This is a genomic window from Aeromonas sp. FDAARGOS 1409, assembly GCF_019048705.1.
Taxonomy (GTDB): domain Bacteria; phylum Pseudomonadota; class Gammaproteobacteria; order Enterobacterales; family Aeromonadaceae; genus Aeromonas; species Aeromonas sanarellii.
This window is the reverse complement of sequence record NZ_CP077395.1, coordinates 670,863-686,219: the sequence shown is the minus strand read 5'-3', so window position 1 is coordinate 686,219 and position 15,357 is coordinate 670,863. Positions and strand designations below refer to the sequence as shown.

Annotated in this window: 11 protein-coding genes; 8 read left to right on the top strand and 3 right to left on the bottom strand. The window is 66.1% G+C overall.

Translation table 11 applies throughout. From position 1 onward, the window contains the following. The first annotated feature begins 114 nt into the window (after nucleotides 1-114). The 3 genes from I6L39_RS03175 (at nucleotide 115) to I6L39_RS03165 (ending at nucleotide 5,496) form a co-directional block, all read left to right on the top strand. Entirely contained in the window at nucleotides 115-2,262 is a 2,148-nt protein-coding gene (locus tag I6L39_RS03175; protein WP_216991002.1) for a prolyl oligopeptidase family protein, read from the top strand. A 200-nt stretch (nucleotides 2,263-2,462) separates the two neighbouring features. Beyond that, on the top strand, nucleotides 2,463-4,622 hold the full coding sequence (locus tag I6L39_RS03170; protein WP_216991001.1) for an AsmA family protein: 2,160 nt from the start codon (nucleotides 2,463-2,465) through the stop codon (nucleotides 4,620-4,622). A gap of 139 nt (nucleotides 4,623-4,761) precedes the next feature. After that, nucleotides 4,762-5,496 (top strand): SDR family oxidoreductase, encoded by a 735-nt coding sequence (locus I6L39_RS03165; RefSeq protein ID WP_216991000.1) that lies wholly within the window; start codon nucleotides 4,762-4,764, stop codon nucleotides 5,494-5,496. Between the two features lie 59 nt (nucleotides 5,497-5,555). On the opposite strand, the gene glnE is transcribed toward I6L39_RS03165, so the two are convergent. The 3 genes from glnE to I6L39_RS03150 all read right to left on the bottom strand — a co-directional run bounded on the left by glnE (nucleotide 5,556) and on the right by I6L39_RS03150 (nucleotide 10,437). Continuing rightward, nucleotides 5,556-8,429: a bifunctional [glutamate--ammonia ligase]-adenylyl-L-tyrosine phosphorylase/[glutamate--ammonia-ligase] adenylyltransferase gene (gene glnE / locus I6L39_RS03160; protein ID WP_254203724.1), complete on the bottom strand. Its 2,874-nt coding sequence runs from the start codon at nucleotides 8,427-8,429 to the stop codon at nucleotides 5,556-5,558. Between the two features lie 136 nt (nucleotides 8,430-8,565). Then, nucleotides 8,566-9,006, bottom strand: a complete 441-nt coding sequence (locus tag I6L39_RS03155) for a GNAT family N-acetyltransferase (protein ID WP_209794047.1) — start codon at nucleotides 9,004-9,006, stop codon at nucleotides 8,566-8,568. A 180-nt stretch (nucleotides 9,007-9,186) separates the two neighbouring features. Continuing rightward, entirely contained in the window at nucleotides 9,187-10,437 is a 1,251-nt protein-coding gene (locus I6L39_RS03150; protein ID WP_216990998.1) for a methyl-accepting chemotaxis protein, read from the bottom strand. Nucleotides 10,438-10,537: 100 nt separating this feature from the next. Here I6L39_RS03150 and I6L39_RS03145 point away from each other — a divergent pair, with 100 nt between their 5' ends. From I6L39_RS03145 to I6L39_RS03125, 5 genes are all read left to right on the top strand, one after another. Continuing rightward, complete coding sequence (locus I6L39_RS03145) at nucleotides 10,538-11,290, top strand: potassium channel family protein (RefSeq protein WP_216990997.1); 753 nt, start codon at nucleotides 10,538-10,540, stop codon at nucleotides 11,288-11,290. A 153-nt stretch (nucleotides 11,291-11,443) separates the two neighbouring features. Next, on the top strand, nucleotides 11,444-12,049 hold the full coding sequence (locus I6L39_RS03140; RefSeq protein ID WP_042077244.1) for a TIGR04211 family SH3 domain-containing protein: 606 nt from the start codon (nucleotides 11,444-11,446) through the stop codon (nucleotides 12,047-12,049). Between the two features lie 153 nt (nucleotides 12,050-12,202). After that, complete coding sequence (gene nudC, locus I6L39_RS03135; RefSeq protein ID WP_216990996.1) at nucleotides 12,203-12,982, top strand: NAD(+) diphosphatase; 780 nt, start codon at nucleotides 12,203-12,205, stop codon at nucleotides 12,980-12,982. 143 nt (nucleotides 12,983-13,125) lie between these two features. Continuing rightward, complete coding sequence (gene hemE / locus I6L39_RS03130; protein WP_216990995.1) at nucleotides 13,126-14,193, top strand: uroporphyrinogen decarboxylase; 1,068 nt, start codon at nucleotides 13,126-13,128, stop codon at nucleotides 14,191-14,193. 186 nt (nucleotides 14,194-14,379) lie between these two features. After that, the gene (locus I6L39_RS03125; RefSeq protein WP_216990994.1) at nucleotides 14,380-15,309 is read left to right on the top strand and encodes an ROK family protein; all 930 of its coding nucleotides are present in this window, start codon (nucleotides 14,380-14,382) and stop codon (nucleotides 15,307-15,309) included. Nucleotides 15,310-15,357: the final 48 nt, after the last annotated feature.

Genomic DNA, 15,357 nt, shown 5'->3' with positions numbered 1-15,357 from the left:
TCATATGGCTCCCCTGTGTCGGCGGGCCACCCTCTGCCGCCGGTCGGGGGGTTGGGCCATCCGGCGCTCTTTGTTACCCTGCCCGTTTCACTCAAACCGCAGGGAGCCGCCTCGATGCGAGCCTTTGTCAGCCTGCTGGCCCTGTCACTGCTCTGTGCGTGCAGCGGCCAGCCAACCAGAGAGGATGCCATGTCAGGGAAAGCGCGCCTTCACTACCCCGTCACCCGCCAGGGGGATCAGGTGGATCACTACTTCGGCCAGGCCGTGGCCGACCCCTATCGCTGGCTGGAGGATGACCGCAGCCCCGAGACCGAGGCCTGGGTCGAGGCCCAGAACCGGGTGACTCAGGGGTATCTGGCGCAGATCCCGTATCGGGCCGCCATCAAGGAGCAATTGGCCTCGTCTTGGAACTACGCCAAGGAGGGGGCGCCGTTTCGCGAGGGGCGCTACCACTACTTCTTCAAGAACGACGGCCTGCAGAACCAGAACGTGCTGTGGCGCCAGCAGGAGGGCAAGCCGGCCGAGGTGTTCCTCGATCCCAATACCCTCAGCCCCGACGGCACCACGGCGCTGGATCAGCTGAGCTTCTCCCGGGACGGCCGCATCCTGGCCTACTCCTTGTCGCTGGCGGGCAGTGACTGGCGCGAGATCCACCTGATGGACGTGGAGAGCAAACAGCCGCTGGAGGCGCCCCTCAAGGACGTGAAGTTCAGCGGCATCAGCTGGCTCGGCAACGAGGGCTTCTTCTACTCGAGCTACGACAAGCCCGATGGCAGCGAGCTGTCGGCCAGGACGGATCAGCACAAGGTCTATTTCCACCGGCTCGGCACGGCGCAGGAGGATGACCGGCTGGTGTTTGGCGCCATCCCGGCCCAGCACCACCGCTACGTGGGGGCGACCGTCACCGAGGATGACCGCTTCCTGCTCATCTCGGCGGCGAACTCCACCTCGGGCAACCGCCTCTATGTGAAGGATCTGAGCCAGGAGAACGCGCCGCTGCTGACGGTGCAGGGAGATCTGGGCGCGGACGTGAGCCTGGTGGACAACAAGGGCGGCACCCTTTACCTGCTGACCAACCGGGACGCTCCCAACCGCCGGCTGGTGACGGTGGATGCCGCCAACCCGGGGCCGGCCCGCTGGCGGGATCTCATCCCCGAGCGTCAGCAGGTGCTGACGGTGCACAGCGGCAGCGGCTATCTGTTCGCCGAGTACATGATGGATGCCACCGCCCGGGTCGAGCAGTTCGACTACGAGGGCAAGCGGGTGCGCGAGGTGGCGCTGCCCGGCCTTGGCAGCGTCAGCGGCTTCAACGGCAAGCACGATGATCCCGCCCTCTACTTCGGTTTCGAGAACTATGCCCAGCCGCCCACTCTCTACCGGTTCGAGCCCAAGAGCGGCGCCATCAGCCTCTATCGCGCCTCGGCGGCGCCGTTCAAGCCTGAGGATTACGTCTGTGAGCAGCGCTTCTACCAGAGCAAGGACGGCACCCGGGTGCCGCTCATCATCAGCTACCGCAAGGGGCTGAAACGCGATGGCAGCAACCCGACCATCCTCTACGGCTATGGCGGCTTCGACGTGAGCCTGACTCCGAGCTTCAGCGTGTCGGTGGCCAACTGGCTCGATCTGGGGGGCGTCTATGCGGTGGCCAACCTGCGCGGGGGCGGCGAGTACGGCCAGGCCTGGCACCTGGCGGGCACCAGGATGAACAAGCAGAACGTGTTCGACGACTTCATCGCGGCGGCCGAGTACCTCAAGACCGAGGGCTACACCCGTACCGATCGGCTGGCGATCCGCGGTGGCTCCAACGGCGGTCTGCTGGTGGGGGCCGTGATGACCCAGCGGCCGGATCTGATGCGGGTCGCCCTGCCGGCGGTGGGGGTGCTCGACATGCTGCGCTACCACAGCTTCACCGCCGGGGCGGGCTGGGCCTATGACTATGGCACCAGCGCCGACAGCGAGGCGATGTTCGACTACCTGAAGGGCTACTCGCCCCTGCACAACGTCCGGCCCGGGGTCAGCTACCCCTCGACCCTGGTGACCACGGCGGATCACGACGATCGGGTGGTGCCGGCCCACTCCTTCAAGTTCGCCGCCACCCTGCAGGCCGACGATGCCGGCCCCCATCCCCAGCTCATCCGCATCGAGACCAATGCGGGGCACGGTGCGGGCACGCCGGTGGCAAAACTGATCGAGCAGAGCGCGGACATCTATGCCTTCACCCTGTACGAGATGGGCTACCGGCAACTGCCGCACCAGCCTTGAACGGGGTGACGCTGGCAACCGGGAGCGATCTGCCATCTTGTGACATCAGGGCCCTGCGGGGCCCTTTTTATTGCCGCGCGTTTGAACGCCGGCCTGCGACCATCCCTGTCTCGCCAGCAACCTGTTTTGACAGACGGGCCCCATCTGTTATCCCCCCGGTGGTATAGTCAGCCACAAGAGCCGCATTCAAGGAGTCCGTCGTGAAGAAGATCATCTACATCCTGCTGGGACTGGCGATGGCGGCGGTGGTGGCCATCGCCGCCCTGGTGTCCCTCATCGATCCCAATCAGTTCAAGCCCCAGCTGGCGGAACAGGTGCGCAAGAGCACGGGCCGCGAGCTGGTGATGGAGGGGGAGATCGGCTGGCGTTTCTGGCCGAGCCTCGGCCTCTCCCTCGAGAAGGTGGCGCTGCGCAACCCCGCCGGTTTCGCCGAACCCGACTTGGTGCGCTTCGAGCAGGGGGAGGCCTCGGTGGGCCTGCTGCCGCTGCTCTCCCATCGGCTGGAGATAGGCAAGGTGACCCTGAGCGGTGCCCATCTCTTTATCCAGACCAAGGCTGACGGCAGCTCCAACCTGAGGGATCTGCTCCAGGCCTCCGCCGAGCCCAAGGGGGAGGCGGCGACCTCCGAGCCTGCCGCAACGACGACCCCGCCCGCCAGCGACGAGCAGCCCTGGCAGATCAGCCTGCAAGGCATCGCGCTGGTGGATGCCAGCGCCCTGGTGCGGGACGATCGCAGCGGTACCGTCTCCCGGCTCGACCGGCTGGATCTCGATCTGGGGCAGTTGACCCCGGGGGAGTGGGTGCCCGTGACCCTGGCCGCCAAGGGGGCCCAGGGGGATCTGGCCTTTGATCTCAAGGGTCAGGCCCAGCTCAAACCAGCCCGGGAGGCCATGAAGAGCGAGCTCAAGGATCTCAACCTCAGCGGCAGCCTGAGCCAGCCGGCGCAGCGGCTTGATGCCTTCTCCCTCAAGGCGGATCGGCTGGCGCTGGGGGAGTGGAGCAGTCTCACCCTCACTCTGCAGGGCGCCCAGGGGGCGGCGGACAAGCCGACCCTGGCTGGCACCCTGGAGGGGACCCTCAAGGCGCGCCTCGACGAGCACCGGCAACTGCTGGAGCTGTCGGATACCGTGCTGGCCGCCAGGCTGAGCGGCGATGCCCTGCCGCGCCCGCAGATGCAGCTCAAGCTCGCCGGCTTTGCCCGCGCCGAGCTGGACAAGCAGAGCGTCACCCTCAGCAACCTGGTGATGGGGGCCGATGACGCCCTGCTGAGCGGCAGCGGCGCCGTTCGTCTGGGGGCCGTTCCCAGAGTGGAGTTCGACCTCAAGGGGGACAAGCTCGACCTGGACAGTTGGCTGGGTCAGCCGGCCAGGGCGGCGCCCGCTGCGGCCACCTCGGGAGCGGCTGCTCCGGCCGGAGCAAAGGGGCAGGCTGCGGCGCCCGCCAACAGGGTGCTCTCCACGACTGAACCCGACCTTGCCGCCCTCAAGGCGGTGGATCTGACCGGCCGGCTGCAACTGGGCAGCCTGCGGCTCAAGGGGCTGGATCTCAGCGCCGTCGATCTGCAGCTCGCCCTGGCCGGTGGTCAGCTCAGCCTCAAGCAGTTCGGCGCCGGGGTGGCCGGTGGTCAGGTGACGGCGATCGGCGTGCTCGATGCCCGCCAGCAGCCGGCTCGCTATCAGGTCCACAAGCGGGTGCAGGGGGTCGAGGTGCGGCCGCTGCTGCAGACCCTGGCCCAGACCGATCTGCTGGAAGGCAAGGGGGATCTGGAGGTCGAGGTGCAGGGCTCAGGACTGTCCGAGCAGGCCCTGCGCAGCCGGATGCAGGGCAAGGCCAGCCTCAGGCTGAGGGACGGCGCCCTGCACGGCATCAACCTGGCGGAGATGATCCGCGAGGCGCGGGCCACCCTGACCGGCAAGGGGGCGGATCAGGTGAAGGAGGTGCGCAAGACCGACTTCAGTGCCCTCACAGCCAGCTTCCAGATTGCCAACGGGGTTGCCAGGAGCGACGACATCCAGCTCTTCGCCCCCGCCCTGAGGGTGAAGGGGCAGGGTCAGACCGCCCTGGTGCCGGAGACCCTGGACTTCCTGTTCCTCACCTCCGTGGTGGAGAGCAGCAAGGGGCAGGGGGGCAAGAGCGTGGACGAGCTCAAGGACATCACCATACCGGTGCGCATCGGTGGCCACTGGCAGGCGCCGAGCTACCGGCTCGACGTGAAGGCGCTGCTCAGCAACAACAAGGTGCTGGAGGAGAAGGCCCGCAAGGAGGCCGAGCGAGGCCTGAAAAAACTGCTGGGAGACAAGGCCGACGACGAGGGGATCAAGGGGGCGGCGGATCAGCTGCTCAAGGGGCTGTTCAAATAGCCCGTCTTCCGTGCCTTGCCACAAGAGCCCGCCCCGTGCGGGCTCTTTGTTGTGAAACATGGCGTCATGGGGCGAGGCTGGGTCAGCAAGATGAGGTACTATCCGGGGCAGTCATCGACACCGGGAACCAGGAGGGTTCATGAACAAACGGGTGCTGATCACCGGCGGCAGCCGGGGCATAGGGGCGGCGACGGCCCGCCATCTGGCGGCGCAGGGGTATCATCTGTGCCTCAACTATCGCCAGGAGAGGGCGGCGGCCGAGGCGCTGGTGGCCGAGATCCGGGCGGGGTATCTGGTCGAGTGCATCGCGGTGCAGGCGGATGTCGGCGTGGAGGCCGAGGTGGTGCGCCTGTTCGAGGAGATGGACGCGCGGCTCGGCCCCGTCACCCACCTGGTGAACAATGCCGGCAGGCTGCAGCCGCAGATGCGGGTGCTGGAGATGAGCGCCGAGCGCATCAACCAGACCCTGACCACCAATGTCACCGGCTGCTTTCTCTGCTGCCGCGAGGCGGTGCGCCGCATGACGGCGGGGGGCGCCATCGTCAACGTCTCTTCCGCCGCCGCGCGCCTGGGCTCCCCCGGGGAGTACGTGGACTACGCCGCCGCCAAGGGGGCCGTCGACGTGCTGACCAGGGGGCTGTCGCTGGAGGTGGCGCCCCAGGGGATCCGGGTCAACGGGGTGCGTCCGGGCTTTATCTACACCGAGATGCACGCGGACGGCGGCGAGCCCGGTCGGGTGGACAGGATCAAGGGGGCCATTCCGCTGCAACGGGGTGGCGAACCCCGTGAGGTGGCGGCCGCCATCGCCTGGCTGCTGTCGGACGAGGCCTCCTACGTCACCGGCAGCTTTATGGATGTGGCTGGCGGGCGCTGAACCAGCGTCAACCATGATCCCGTCAACGAGAAGGGGCGCCATGGCGCCCCTTCTTCTGCTTATTCCCCCAGCAGCTGCTGCCAGACCGCCAGTACATGGCCCCGCTCTTGCGGCAGCTGGTCGTCCCCCACCTTGCGGGAGATCTCCGAGAGGTTGAGGCGATGGCCGAGGTTGCGTATCTCCAGGTAGGCGTGTTTCAGCCCCTCTGCCTGCTCCAGGGTCAATACCCCCGCCATCACGCACTCGTCGAAGATGCGCACGTTATCGGACCAGCGGGTCAGCGCCTCCGGCTCGCCGCAGGCGTGGGCCAGCACCAGGTACTGGGCGATGAACTCGATGTCCACCATGCCGCCCGGGGACTGCTTGAGGTCGAACTCTCCCTCGCCCGCTTTCAGCAGGTGATCCCGCATCTTCTGGCGCATCTCCCGCACCTCGCGGGCCAGGGTCGGCAGGTCGCGCTCCTTGGCCAGTACGTCGCGGCGGATGCGGGCAAAGTCGGCGACCACGGCATCATCGCCATAGATGGGGCGGGCCCGCACCAGGGCCTGATGCTCCCAGGTCCAGGCCTCGTTTTGCTGGTACTGCTCGTAGGCCGACAGGGACGAGACCAGGAGCCCCGAGTCGCCGGAGGGGCGCAGCCGCATGTCGATCTCGTAGAGGATCCCTGACGGGGTGCGGGTGCTGAACAGGTGCAGGATCCGCTGGGCCAGGCGCAGGTAGAACTGGCGGCTGTCGATGGGCTTGCGCCCGTCGGTCTGGCCGTTGGGGTCGCCGCCGTGCAGGAAGACGAGGTCCAGATCCGAGCCATAGCCGAGCTCGATGCCCCCCAGCTTGCCGTAGGCCACCACGGCGAAACCGCGCTGGCCGCTCGTTGCCACCTCGGGGGGAACGCCGTAGCGCTCGCTCATCTGGGCCCAGGCCTGGTTGACCACCTCCTCGGTGATCGCCTCCGCCAGCCAGGTGAGGTGGTCGCTCACCTTCATCAGCGGCAGGGCGCCGGCGATGTCGGCGGCGACGATGCGCAAGAGCTGCACCTGCTTGAACTGGCGCAGCGCCTCCATCTGCTGCTCCACATCCTCCTCGGGGATGCGCAGCAGGAACTGGCGCAACTGGGGCTTGTACTGATCCAGCGGGGTGGGGTGGTAGAGGTGCTGGGGATCCAGCAGCTCGTCCAGCAAGATGGGGTAGCGGGCGAGCTGCTCACTCACCAGGTTGCTCTCGTCACACAATAGCACCAGCTGGCGCAGGGCGGCGGGGTTTTCCGCCAGCAGTTGCAGGTAGGCGCTGCGGGTGAAGATGCGGGTCAGCAGGGTGCAGACCCGCTCGAACAGACGGGCGGGCTCGCGGCTCGCCACCACCAGGCGCAGCAGTTCCGGCATCAGCCAGTCCAGGGCGATCCGCCCCTGGGGGCCCACCTGACGGCGCTTGTACTCCTCCTTGAAGCGCAGCAGGGCACCGCAGAGCGGAACGGGCTCGGCCACCCCCTGCGCGGTCAGCAGTTGCGCCAGTTCGGCGGCGTCGAGCTCGGTGCGCCAGAGATCGAGCCAGAGCTGCTCCAGATGGGCGGGGGCCTCTTTTTCCTCCCCCACCACGGCGACAAACTCCCGGTGGACGGCGGCCATCTCCTCGTCCAGGTGGGCCATGAAGGCGGCCCAGTCATCGAAGCCGAGGGACGCGATCAGCCGCTGACGATCCCGCTCCTCGGTGGGCAGGGTCTGGGTCTGCTGATCGCCTATCTCCTGCAGGATATTCTCGACCCGGCGCAGAAAGCGGTAGGCCACGAGCAGGCGCTCGCACTGGTCCCCCTCCAGGGCACCGCACCGGGCGATGGCCGCGATCGCCTCGGGCAGGTGGCGCACCCGCAGGGCGGGCTCGCGGCCGCCGCGAATGAGCTGCAGCGCCTGGGCGATGAACTCCACCTCGCGAATGCCCCCGGCGCCGAGCTTGATGTTGCCCTCCAGCCCCTTGCGGCGCACCTCGGCGGCGATCATCGCCTTCATCTGGCGCAGGCCGTCGATGACGCCGAAGTCGATGTAGCGGCGAAACACGAAGGGGCGCAGCAGCTCGGTGAGGGCCTGGGCGTGCTCGCACTGGGGGCCCAGCACCCGCGCCTTGACCATGGCGTAGCGCTCCCAGTTGCGGCCGTGGTGCTGGTAGTAGTCCTCCATGGCGGCGAAGGAGATGGCGAGCGGCCCCGCGTCGCCGAAGGGGCGCAGTCGCATGTCGACCCGGAACACCTGACCATCCTGGGTGGGCTGGTGCAGGGCGTTGATGAGACGCTGGCCGAGCTTGATGAAGAACTGCTGGTTCGCGAGCTCGCGCCGCCCGCCGACGGTGTAGCCGTTCTCCGGGAAGGTGAAGATGAGGTCGATGTCCGATGAGAAGTTCAGCTCGCCGCCGCCGAGCTTGCCCATGCCGAGGATCAGCAGGGGCTGGGGATCGCCGTTGCCATCCACCGGGGTGCCGAGTTCGTCGCACTGTCTGGCGTAGAGCCAGTCGCGGGCACCGCAGATGAGGGCATCGGCCAGCTTGGTCAGATGGATGAAGCTCTCTTCCACCGCCGCATGACCCAGCAGCTCGCGCCAGGCGATCACCAGCATGCGGCTGCGCCTGAACTGGCGCAGGATGCGCTTGAGCGCCTCTTCATCCGTGACCCCGACGAGCAGGGCCGCGAGATCGCCCTCGTAGGCGGGCCAGCGTTCGGCCTGATCCAGATCGTCGGAGGCGAGCAGCGGTCCCAGCAACTCGGGCTGCTTGATAAGGGAGTCGGCGACGAAATCGGAGAGGCCGAACAGGGTCAGCAGGGTCTGGCGGGTGGGCTCCGGCAGGGCGCCATGGTCGGGTGCCAGGTCGAGCAGCCGCTGCCAGTGGCGCCGGGCCTGCTCCTGCAGCAAGGGGGAAAGGGCGGAGAAAGAGGGAGAGTGCTGGGCCACGGTTGCCATCCTTGTGGTTGACGGGTCTGCAGAGTGAATCAAAATCCGGTTGCCAATCTAGCACTGTCGGACACCCGCGTCACAGCGCGGGTGTCCGACAGGTGATCCGGCGACGGCTATCGGTTGCCCGCCGGGTTCAGGGGCGCCGATAGATCTCGGGGTCGTATTTTTCCATCAGGCTGCCCGGAGTGCGCGGCGGCGCGAAGCCGAAGCCGGCATAGAGGCCGTGGGCATCTGAGGTGGCGAGGGAGAGGCGGCGCAGCCCCTGCAGCTCGGGATGGGCCAGGATGGCCGCCATCAGCGCCTTGCTGTGGCCCCGGCCGCGGTGCTCAGGCAGCACGAAGACGTCGGAGAGATAGCCGAAGGTGGCCTTGTCCGTGATGACCCGGGCGAAGGCCACCTGCCGGCCGCCGAGATAGCCCCCGAAGCACAGCGAATGGTTGATGGCCCGCTGCACGGTGGAGAGGGGGATGCCGAGGCTCCAGTAGGCCTCCTCGGAGAGAAAACGGTGGATGAGCGGAACGTCGAGTCGTCCCTTGTCGTCGCTGATCTCCAGCTGATGTGCTTCGGTCTGCATCCTGGCTCCTTGCCGTGGTGAAAAAAGAGAGGCCCCTTGCGGGGCCTTCCAGTCTAACTGGATTGCGGCGTGAAAGTCAGGCCAGCGTGAAGGCCTGGATATGATCGTCCAGGGTCTTTGTCATGGCATGAATGCAGAAGGCCCCTTGCGGGGCCCTCTGATAGCAACGCCCTGGTGTCGTCAGGCCAGCTTGAAGGCCTGAATGTGATCGTCCAGGGTCTGGCTGTGGCGTTCCACCAGTTCGGAGGCATCCTTGAGTTCGCGCAGCACCACCACTGAGCCTTCCACCACCTGCTTGACCTGCTCCAGGTTGGCATTCATCTCCTCGGCGACCGAACTCTGCTGCTCGGAGGCGGCGGCGATCTGGCGGTTCATGTCGGCCACCCCCTGTACCCGCTGGACTATGGTGGCGAGCTGATCGCCGGCCTGGGTCACCTGCTCCACCCCCTTGTCCGCCTGCTGCACGCTCTCGGCCATCAGGCCGACGGCCTGGCGGGCGTTGCCCTGCAACTGCTCGATCATCTTCTGGATCTCGACGGTGGCGGCCTGGGCCCGGTTCGCGAGTTCGCGCACCTCGGAGGCCACCACGGCGAAGCCGCGGCCCGCCTCGCCGGCGCGGGCGGCCTCGATGGCGGCATTGAGGGCCAGCAGATTGGTCTGCTCCGAGATGCTGCGGATGGTGTCCACCACGGAGCCGATGCGATCGACCCCGTGCTCCACCTCGTTGACCACGGTGGAGGAGCGCTGGATGTTGCCGGAGAGGGTGTCGATGGTGTTGACGGTGGCGGCGACGCAGCGGCTGCCCTCCTCGGCCAGGGCGCTGGCCTCGAAGGTGGCGTGGGAGGCCTGTTCCGCATGGCTGGCCACCTCGCGGATGGCGCCCACCATCTGGCTCATGGCGCTGGCGAGCTGTTCTATCTGGGTGAACTCCTCGTTGATCGCCTCGTTGGCCTCTTCCATGCAAAGGGTCACCTGGGAGGCGATGTCGTTGAGCTCCTTGCAGGCGACACGCTGGGTATCGAACACCTCCTTGAGGTTCTCCTGGGAGTGGGCGACCGCCTTGGCGATGTCGCCGAACTCGTCGCGGGAGTTGAGCAGCACGCTGTGGCTGAGATCCTTGCGGGCGAAGCGCTCCAGCAGGCCCACCAGATAGTGCACCTGCTTGACCATGAGGCGGGAGCCGGTCAGCAGCAGCACCACGAAGATGACCCCCATGAGCGCCGTTTCCATCACGCCGGTCCAGAGCAGGCGATCGGCGATGGCGTTGGCCATGGTGGCGTCGATGCCCTCGCTGAGCAGGGTGGCCTCCAGATTGCTGGCATCGAACCAGAGCTTGGCCAGCAACAGCAGGGTGCTGAACACCATGAGCAGCACCACTTTGGGTACCAGCCGGATATTGCTCATGTGCCGTTCCAGCGGGTTCAACTGCATAATCTCTCTCCTTTCAACGTCCATTTTTCCTTTGCCGTCATGGCTATCGGCATTATCTTCCTTTTTATTAATTCGAACCGTGCTTAAAGTTGGAAAATGTATGCGACATCACTTAACTCATCTGCGGGCCATGGATCTGCTGATGGCACTGCTCTCCATCATCTCCGTGGTACTGGTTGGACTCCGCTGGCTGTGGAGTGAACACTTCACTCCCGAGACGCTTTCCCTCTTTTATGATCTGGACAGCCTGATCTGCTACATCTTCCTCGCCCACTTCGCCTATGGCTGGTTCCGTGCCAGCGACAAGCGAACCTTCTTCAAGACCAACTGGTTCTATCTGCCTGGCAGCCTGCCCATGGTGGAGCAACTGCGCTGGGCACGGCTGATCCAGCTCTACAGGGTCATTCAGCTGTTGCGCAGCAGTCCCAATCTACTCGCTATCGTGCGAAGGGAACGAAATGAGACCCGGCTGGCCGGCATACTGCTGCTTTTCTTCCTGCAAATCGGAGTAGGAACGGCACTGATCTACTGGGTCGAGGGAGGTCAACCCGGCAGCCAGATCCACAACACCTATGACGCTTTCTGGTGGACCCTGGTGACGCTTTCCACCATAGGATACGGGGATATCGTGCCGCAAACCGAGGAAGGGCGCTTCGTGGCCAGCCTGATGATAATCTTCGGCGTCGGCCTGTTCAGTGCCCTCAGCGGTTTCATGGCTAGCCTCTTTCTGCAGCCCAAGAAGGAGGACAGTGAGACCGACAAGTGGCGCCACCACTACAATGCCCAGCAAGAGCAACTGCTGCAGGAGCTGAAGGCCCTGCGCGCCGAGGTGAAGGCACTGCAACAGAAGTAGCCTGCGACGTCTGGAATGGTCGCGTGACGACGGGAGGACCCTGCGAGACGGCTCTCAGTCTGGGGGAGAGCGCTTTTCTTTGCTTGTCCTTTGACCCGCAGGCGGCTTAACATTCGGCCTGCAACCTAATCCAACGAAGAGAATCGACCGACCATGCGCGCCCTTCTCGGGATCCTCATCTGCCTGTGTGCCCAACAGGCACTGGCCGATACCCGCTATGTTTCAGACAACATCTTTACCTATATCCACAATGGTCCGGGTACCCAGTACCGGATCCTCGGCAGCGTCAAGGCCGGTGAGCCGCTGGAGGTCAAGGCGGTGAACCAGGAGGCCGGTTTCACCCAGGTGGTGGACGGTCGTGGCCGGGAAGGCTGGATCAAGAACAGCGAGTTGCAGGGGGAGGTCAGCCTGCGTGAGCGCCTGCCCCAGATCCAGAAAGAGCTGGAAGAGGCCAAGGCCAGGTTGCTGAACCTCAATGGCGACAACGAGCGCCGCTTCGCCGAGAAGGATGGCAAGATCGCCGAGCAGAGCCAGGAGATCGCCAACCTCAAGGCCCGCCTCGACAGCCAGAGCGCCGAGATGAGCAGCCTCAAGGAACAGAACGACGCCCTGACCCAGAGCTATGACAACCGGGAGCACGACATGCAGATGGACTGGTTCATCCGCGGTGGTGCCATGGTGGGGGGCGGCATCCTGCTCGGCATCCTGCTGCCCATGCTGCCGCGCCGTCGCAAGAGCAGCGAGCGCTGGATGAACTGATCGCCTTGCGGTTACAACGATAAAGGTCGCCCATGGCGGCCTTTTTTCATGGGCAGCCCGACCCGCTCGGGGGTCGCCATCAGGCGCCCCCGGCCGTAAGATGGGCTCACTTGTCCGTGCGCGGCACGGCTTCTCAACAAGAGCGTTCACCTTATGCCATCGACCGAACAGGCCCTCTGGTTCGTGCTGGGGGGCGATCACCTCGTCCTGCTGGATGAACAGGGGCGCATTCCACAGGGCCCTCAGACCTGCCTGCCCGCCCGGCTGCAACACGCCGCCTTTGAGCGTTTCGACGAGTGGGACGGCCTGCCCTGCCTGCTGCTGGATCTGGGGCCCGGCACCGACACGGACGCGACCACTCCCCTGCGCCAGCTGATGGTGGCGGGAGACGAGGAGGGCTTTCGCCTCGCCGGCCGCGCCTGGCAGCTCGCCACTTTCCGCCGCACCCATCGCTTCTGCGGCGAGTGCGGCGCCCCCATGACCCCGAAGTCGGGGGAGTGGGCGCAGGGGTGCAGGCACGGCCACGTCGTCTATCCGCGCATCTCCCCCTGCATCATAGTGGCGGTGCGCAAGGGGCCCGCGATCCTGCTGGCGGCCCACCGTCGTCACTATCAGGCCGAGGATCCCATGTATACCGTGCTGGCCGGCTTCGTGGAGGCGGGGGAGAACCTCGAGCAGTGCGTGGCGCGGGAGGTGTTCGAGGAGAGCGGCATCCGGGTGCGCAACGTGCGCTACGTGGCGAGCCAGCCCTGGCCCTTCCCCCACAGCCTGATGATGGGCTTCACCGCCGACTACGAGAGCGGCGAGATCAAGGTGCAGGATGACGAGCTGGTGGCCGCCGGTTTCTTCGAAGCCGACCGGCTGCCGCGCTTGCCCCCCCAGGGCACCATAGCGCGGCGGCTTATCGAGCTGACGCTGAGCGAGACCCGTTGACGGTGTTGAAAAGCGGGCCCTTGTTTGCGCCCCTTCACATCTTTGCACTCGGACGGCCCTACGGCACCTTTGGGCCGCCCTCAGCCTTGCACAAAGTGGTATCATGTCCGCCATTTTATGCGTGAGATGACTCAGGAACTGGGATGAAAGAGCTGAAGAACGATCGATACCTGCGCGCCCTGCTGCGCCAGGATGTGGACATGACCCCGGTATGGATGATGCGTCAGGCCGGCCGCTACCTGCCGGAATACAAGGCGACCCGCGCCGTCGCGGGGGACTTCATGTCCCTGTGCCGCAACGCCGAGCTGGCCTGCGAGGTCACCCTGCAGCCGCTGCGCCGCTATCCGCTCGATGCCGCCATCCTCTTCTCCGACATCCTGACCGTGCCCGACGCCATGGGGCTGGGTCTCTACTTCGAGCACGGGGAAGGCCCGCGCTTCGAGCGTCCGATCACCTCCATGGCGGACGTGCAGGCGCTGCCGGTGCCGGATCCGGAAGACGAGCTCGGCTACGTGATGAACGCGGTGCGCACCATCCGCCGCGAGCTCAAGGGCAAGGTGCCCCTCATCGGCTTCTCCGGCAGTCCCTGGACGCTCGCCACCTACATGGTGGAGGGAGGCAGCTCCAAGGCGTTCACCAAGATCAAGCAGATGATGTACGCCGAGCCCATGACCCTGCACCTCTTGCTCGACAAGCTGGCGGACAGCGTGATTGCTTACCTCAACGCGCAGATCAGGGCGGGTGCCCAGTCCGTCATGGTGTTCGACACCTGGGGCGGCGTGCTCACCCCGCGGGATTACCGCGATTTCTCCCTGCAGTACATGCACAAGATCGTCGATGGCCTGATCCGCGAGCACGACGGTCGCCGCGTGCCGGTCACCCTGTTCACCAAGAACGGTGGCCAGTGGCTGGAGCAGATCGCCGCCACCGGCTGCGACGCCCTGGGGCTGGACTGGACCACCGACATCGCGGACGCCAAACGCCGGGTCGGCGACAAGGTGGCGCTGCAGGGCAACATGGATCCCTCCATGCTCTACGCCACGCCGGATCGCATCCGCGAGGAGGTCGCCTCCATCCTGGCCGGGTTCGGCCAGGGCAACGGCCACGTCTTCAACCTGGGTCACGGCATCCATCAGGACGTGGATCCCGAGCATGCCGGGGTCTTCGTGAACGCGGTGCACGAGCTGTCGGCCCGCTACCACGGCCGCTGAGAGCGGCAAAGAGTGCGATGAGAACGGGGCCTGGGGGCCCCGTTTTGCTGCCTGTGCCCGTGGGGGCTGCATCCTGGCCGCCGCTCGGGTTACACTGCACCACCACTGAGCAGGGTCACGGACGGGATGGGCGAGCGCGCATGCCGTCGATGAGTGGCGGCGTCGCAGAACATGGCAGGAGGCAGGATGGGCAAGAGTGCGTGGGATTGGGGCATCGACCTTGGCGGGACCAAGTGCGAGTGCGTGGTGCTCGAGGGTGACGAGGTGTTGCTGCGTCACCGCATCCCCACGGAACGTCATGGCGGTTATCAGCACATGATCGGCCAGATCGCGAAACTGGTGGACGAGTGCGCCGAGCGGCTCGGCCAGCGGCCCGCCGTCATCGGCATGGGCACGCCAGGGGCACGGGATCCCCAGACCGGGTTGATGAAAAACTGCAACACCACCGAGCTCAACGGCAAGCCGTTCAAGGAGGATCTGGAGCGCCGACTCGGCGTGCCCGTGCTGATCGCCAACGACGCGAACTGCTTCGCCCTGGCGGAGACCCATCTCGGCGCGGTGCGCCAGCACCATCCCTCGGCCCGCGTGGTGTTCGGCATCATCATGGGCACCGGGGTGGGCTCCGGCATCGTCATCAACGGCCAGATCCTCAACGGTCACCACGGCATCGCCGGGGAGTGGGGCCACAACGTGCTCTCACCGGACGGCCCCGAGTGCTACTGCGGCAAGCGCGGCTGTGTCGAGACCTTCATCAGCGGCCCGGCCCTGGAAGCCTGGTACGAAGCCAAGGCCAAACGTCACCTGCCCCTGGCTCAAATCGCGGCGGCCACCGCCCATGACCATGTCGCCAGGCTCACCATCGACCGTCTGCACTTGTTGTTCGGCCAGGCGCTCGCCAACGTGGTCAACATCCTGGATCCGGACGTCATCGTCATCGGCGGCGGGGTGGGCAACGTGCAGAGCCTCTATCGGGCCGGACGGGAGACCATACTGCCCTTCCTCTTCAACCCCCGTTTCGCCACGCCCATCATAGCGCCGTCCCTGGGGGACAGTGCCGGGGTGTTCGGCGCCGCGCTGCTGGCCCGCGGCGTCTTCCGGGAGGCGCTGCTCTCGTGAGCCGCCTCTTCGTTCGTCCCTTTGTCGCAGGTAAGGACACAGAGTTTT

Excerpts from the sequence above, each read along its gene's own strand:
- I6L39_RS03155 (WP_209794047.1), bottom strand. The coding sequence starts at position 9,006 with ATGCAGACCGAAGCACATCAGCTGGAGATCAGCGACGACAAGGGACGA.
- nudC (WP_216990996.1), top strand. The coding sequence starts at position 12,203 with ATGCCATCGACCGAACAGGCCCTCTGGTTCGTGCTGGGGGGCGATCAC.
- I6L39_RS03145 (WP_216990997.1), top strand. The coding sequence starts at position 10,538 with ATGCGACATCACTTAACTCATCTGCGGGCCATGGATCTGCTGATGGCA.
- hemE (WP_216990995.1), top strand. The coding sequence starts at position 13,126 with ATGAAAGAGCTGAAGAACGATCGATACCTGCGCGCCCTGCTGCGCCAG.
- I6L39_RS03150 (WP_216990998.1), bottom strand. The coding sequence starts at position 10,437 with ATGCAGTTGAACCCGCTGGAACGGCACATGAGCAATATCCGGCTGGTA.
- I6L39_RS03175 (WP_216991002.1), top strand. The coding sequence starts at position 115 with ATGCGAGCCTTTGTCAGCCTGCTGGCCCTGTCACTGCTCTGTGCGTGC.
- I6L39_RS03125 (WP_216990994.1), top strand. The coding sequence starts at position 14,380 with ATGGGCAAGAGTGCGTGGGATTGGGGCATCGACCTTGGCGGGACCAAG.
- I6L39_RS03165 (WP_216991000.1), top strand. The coding sequence starts at position 4,762 with ATGAACAAACGGGTGCTGATCACCGGCGGCAGCCGGGGCATAGGGGCG.
- I6L39_RS03140 (WP_042077244.1), top strand. The coding sequence starts at position 11,444 with ATGCGCGCCCTTCTCGGGATCCTCATCTGCCTGTGTGCCCAACAGGCA.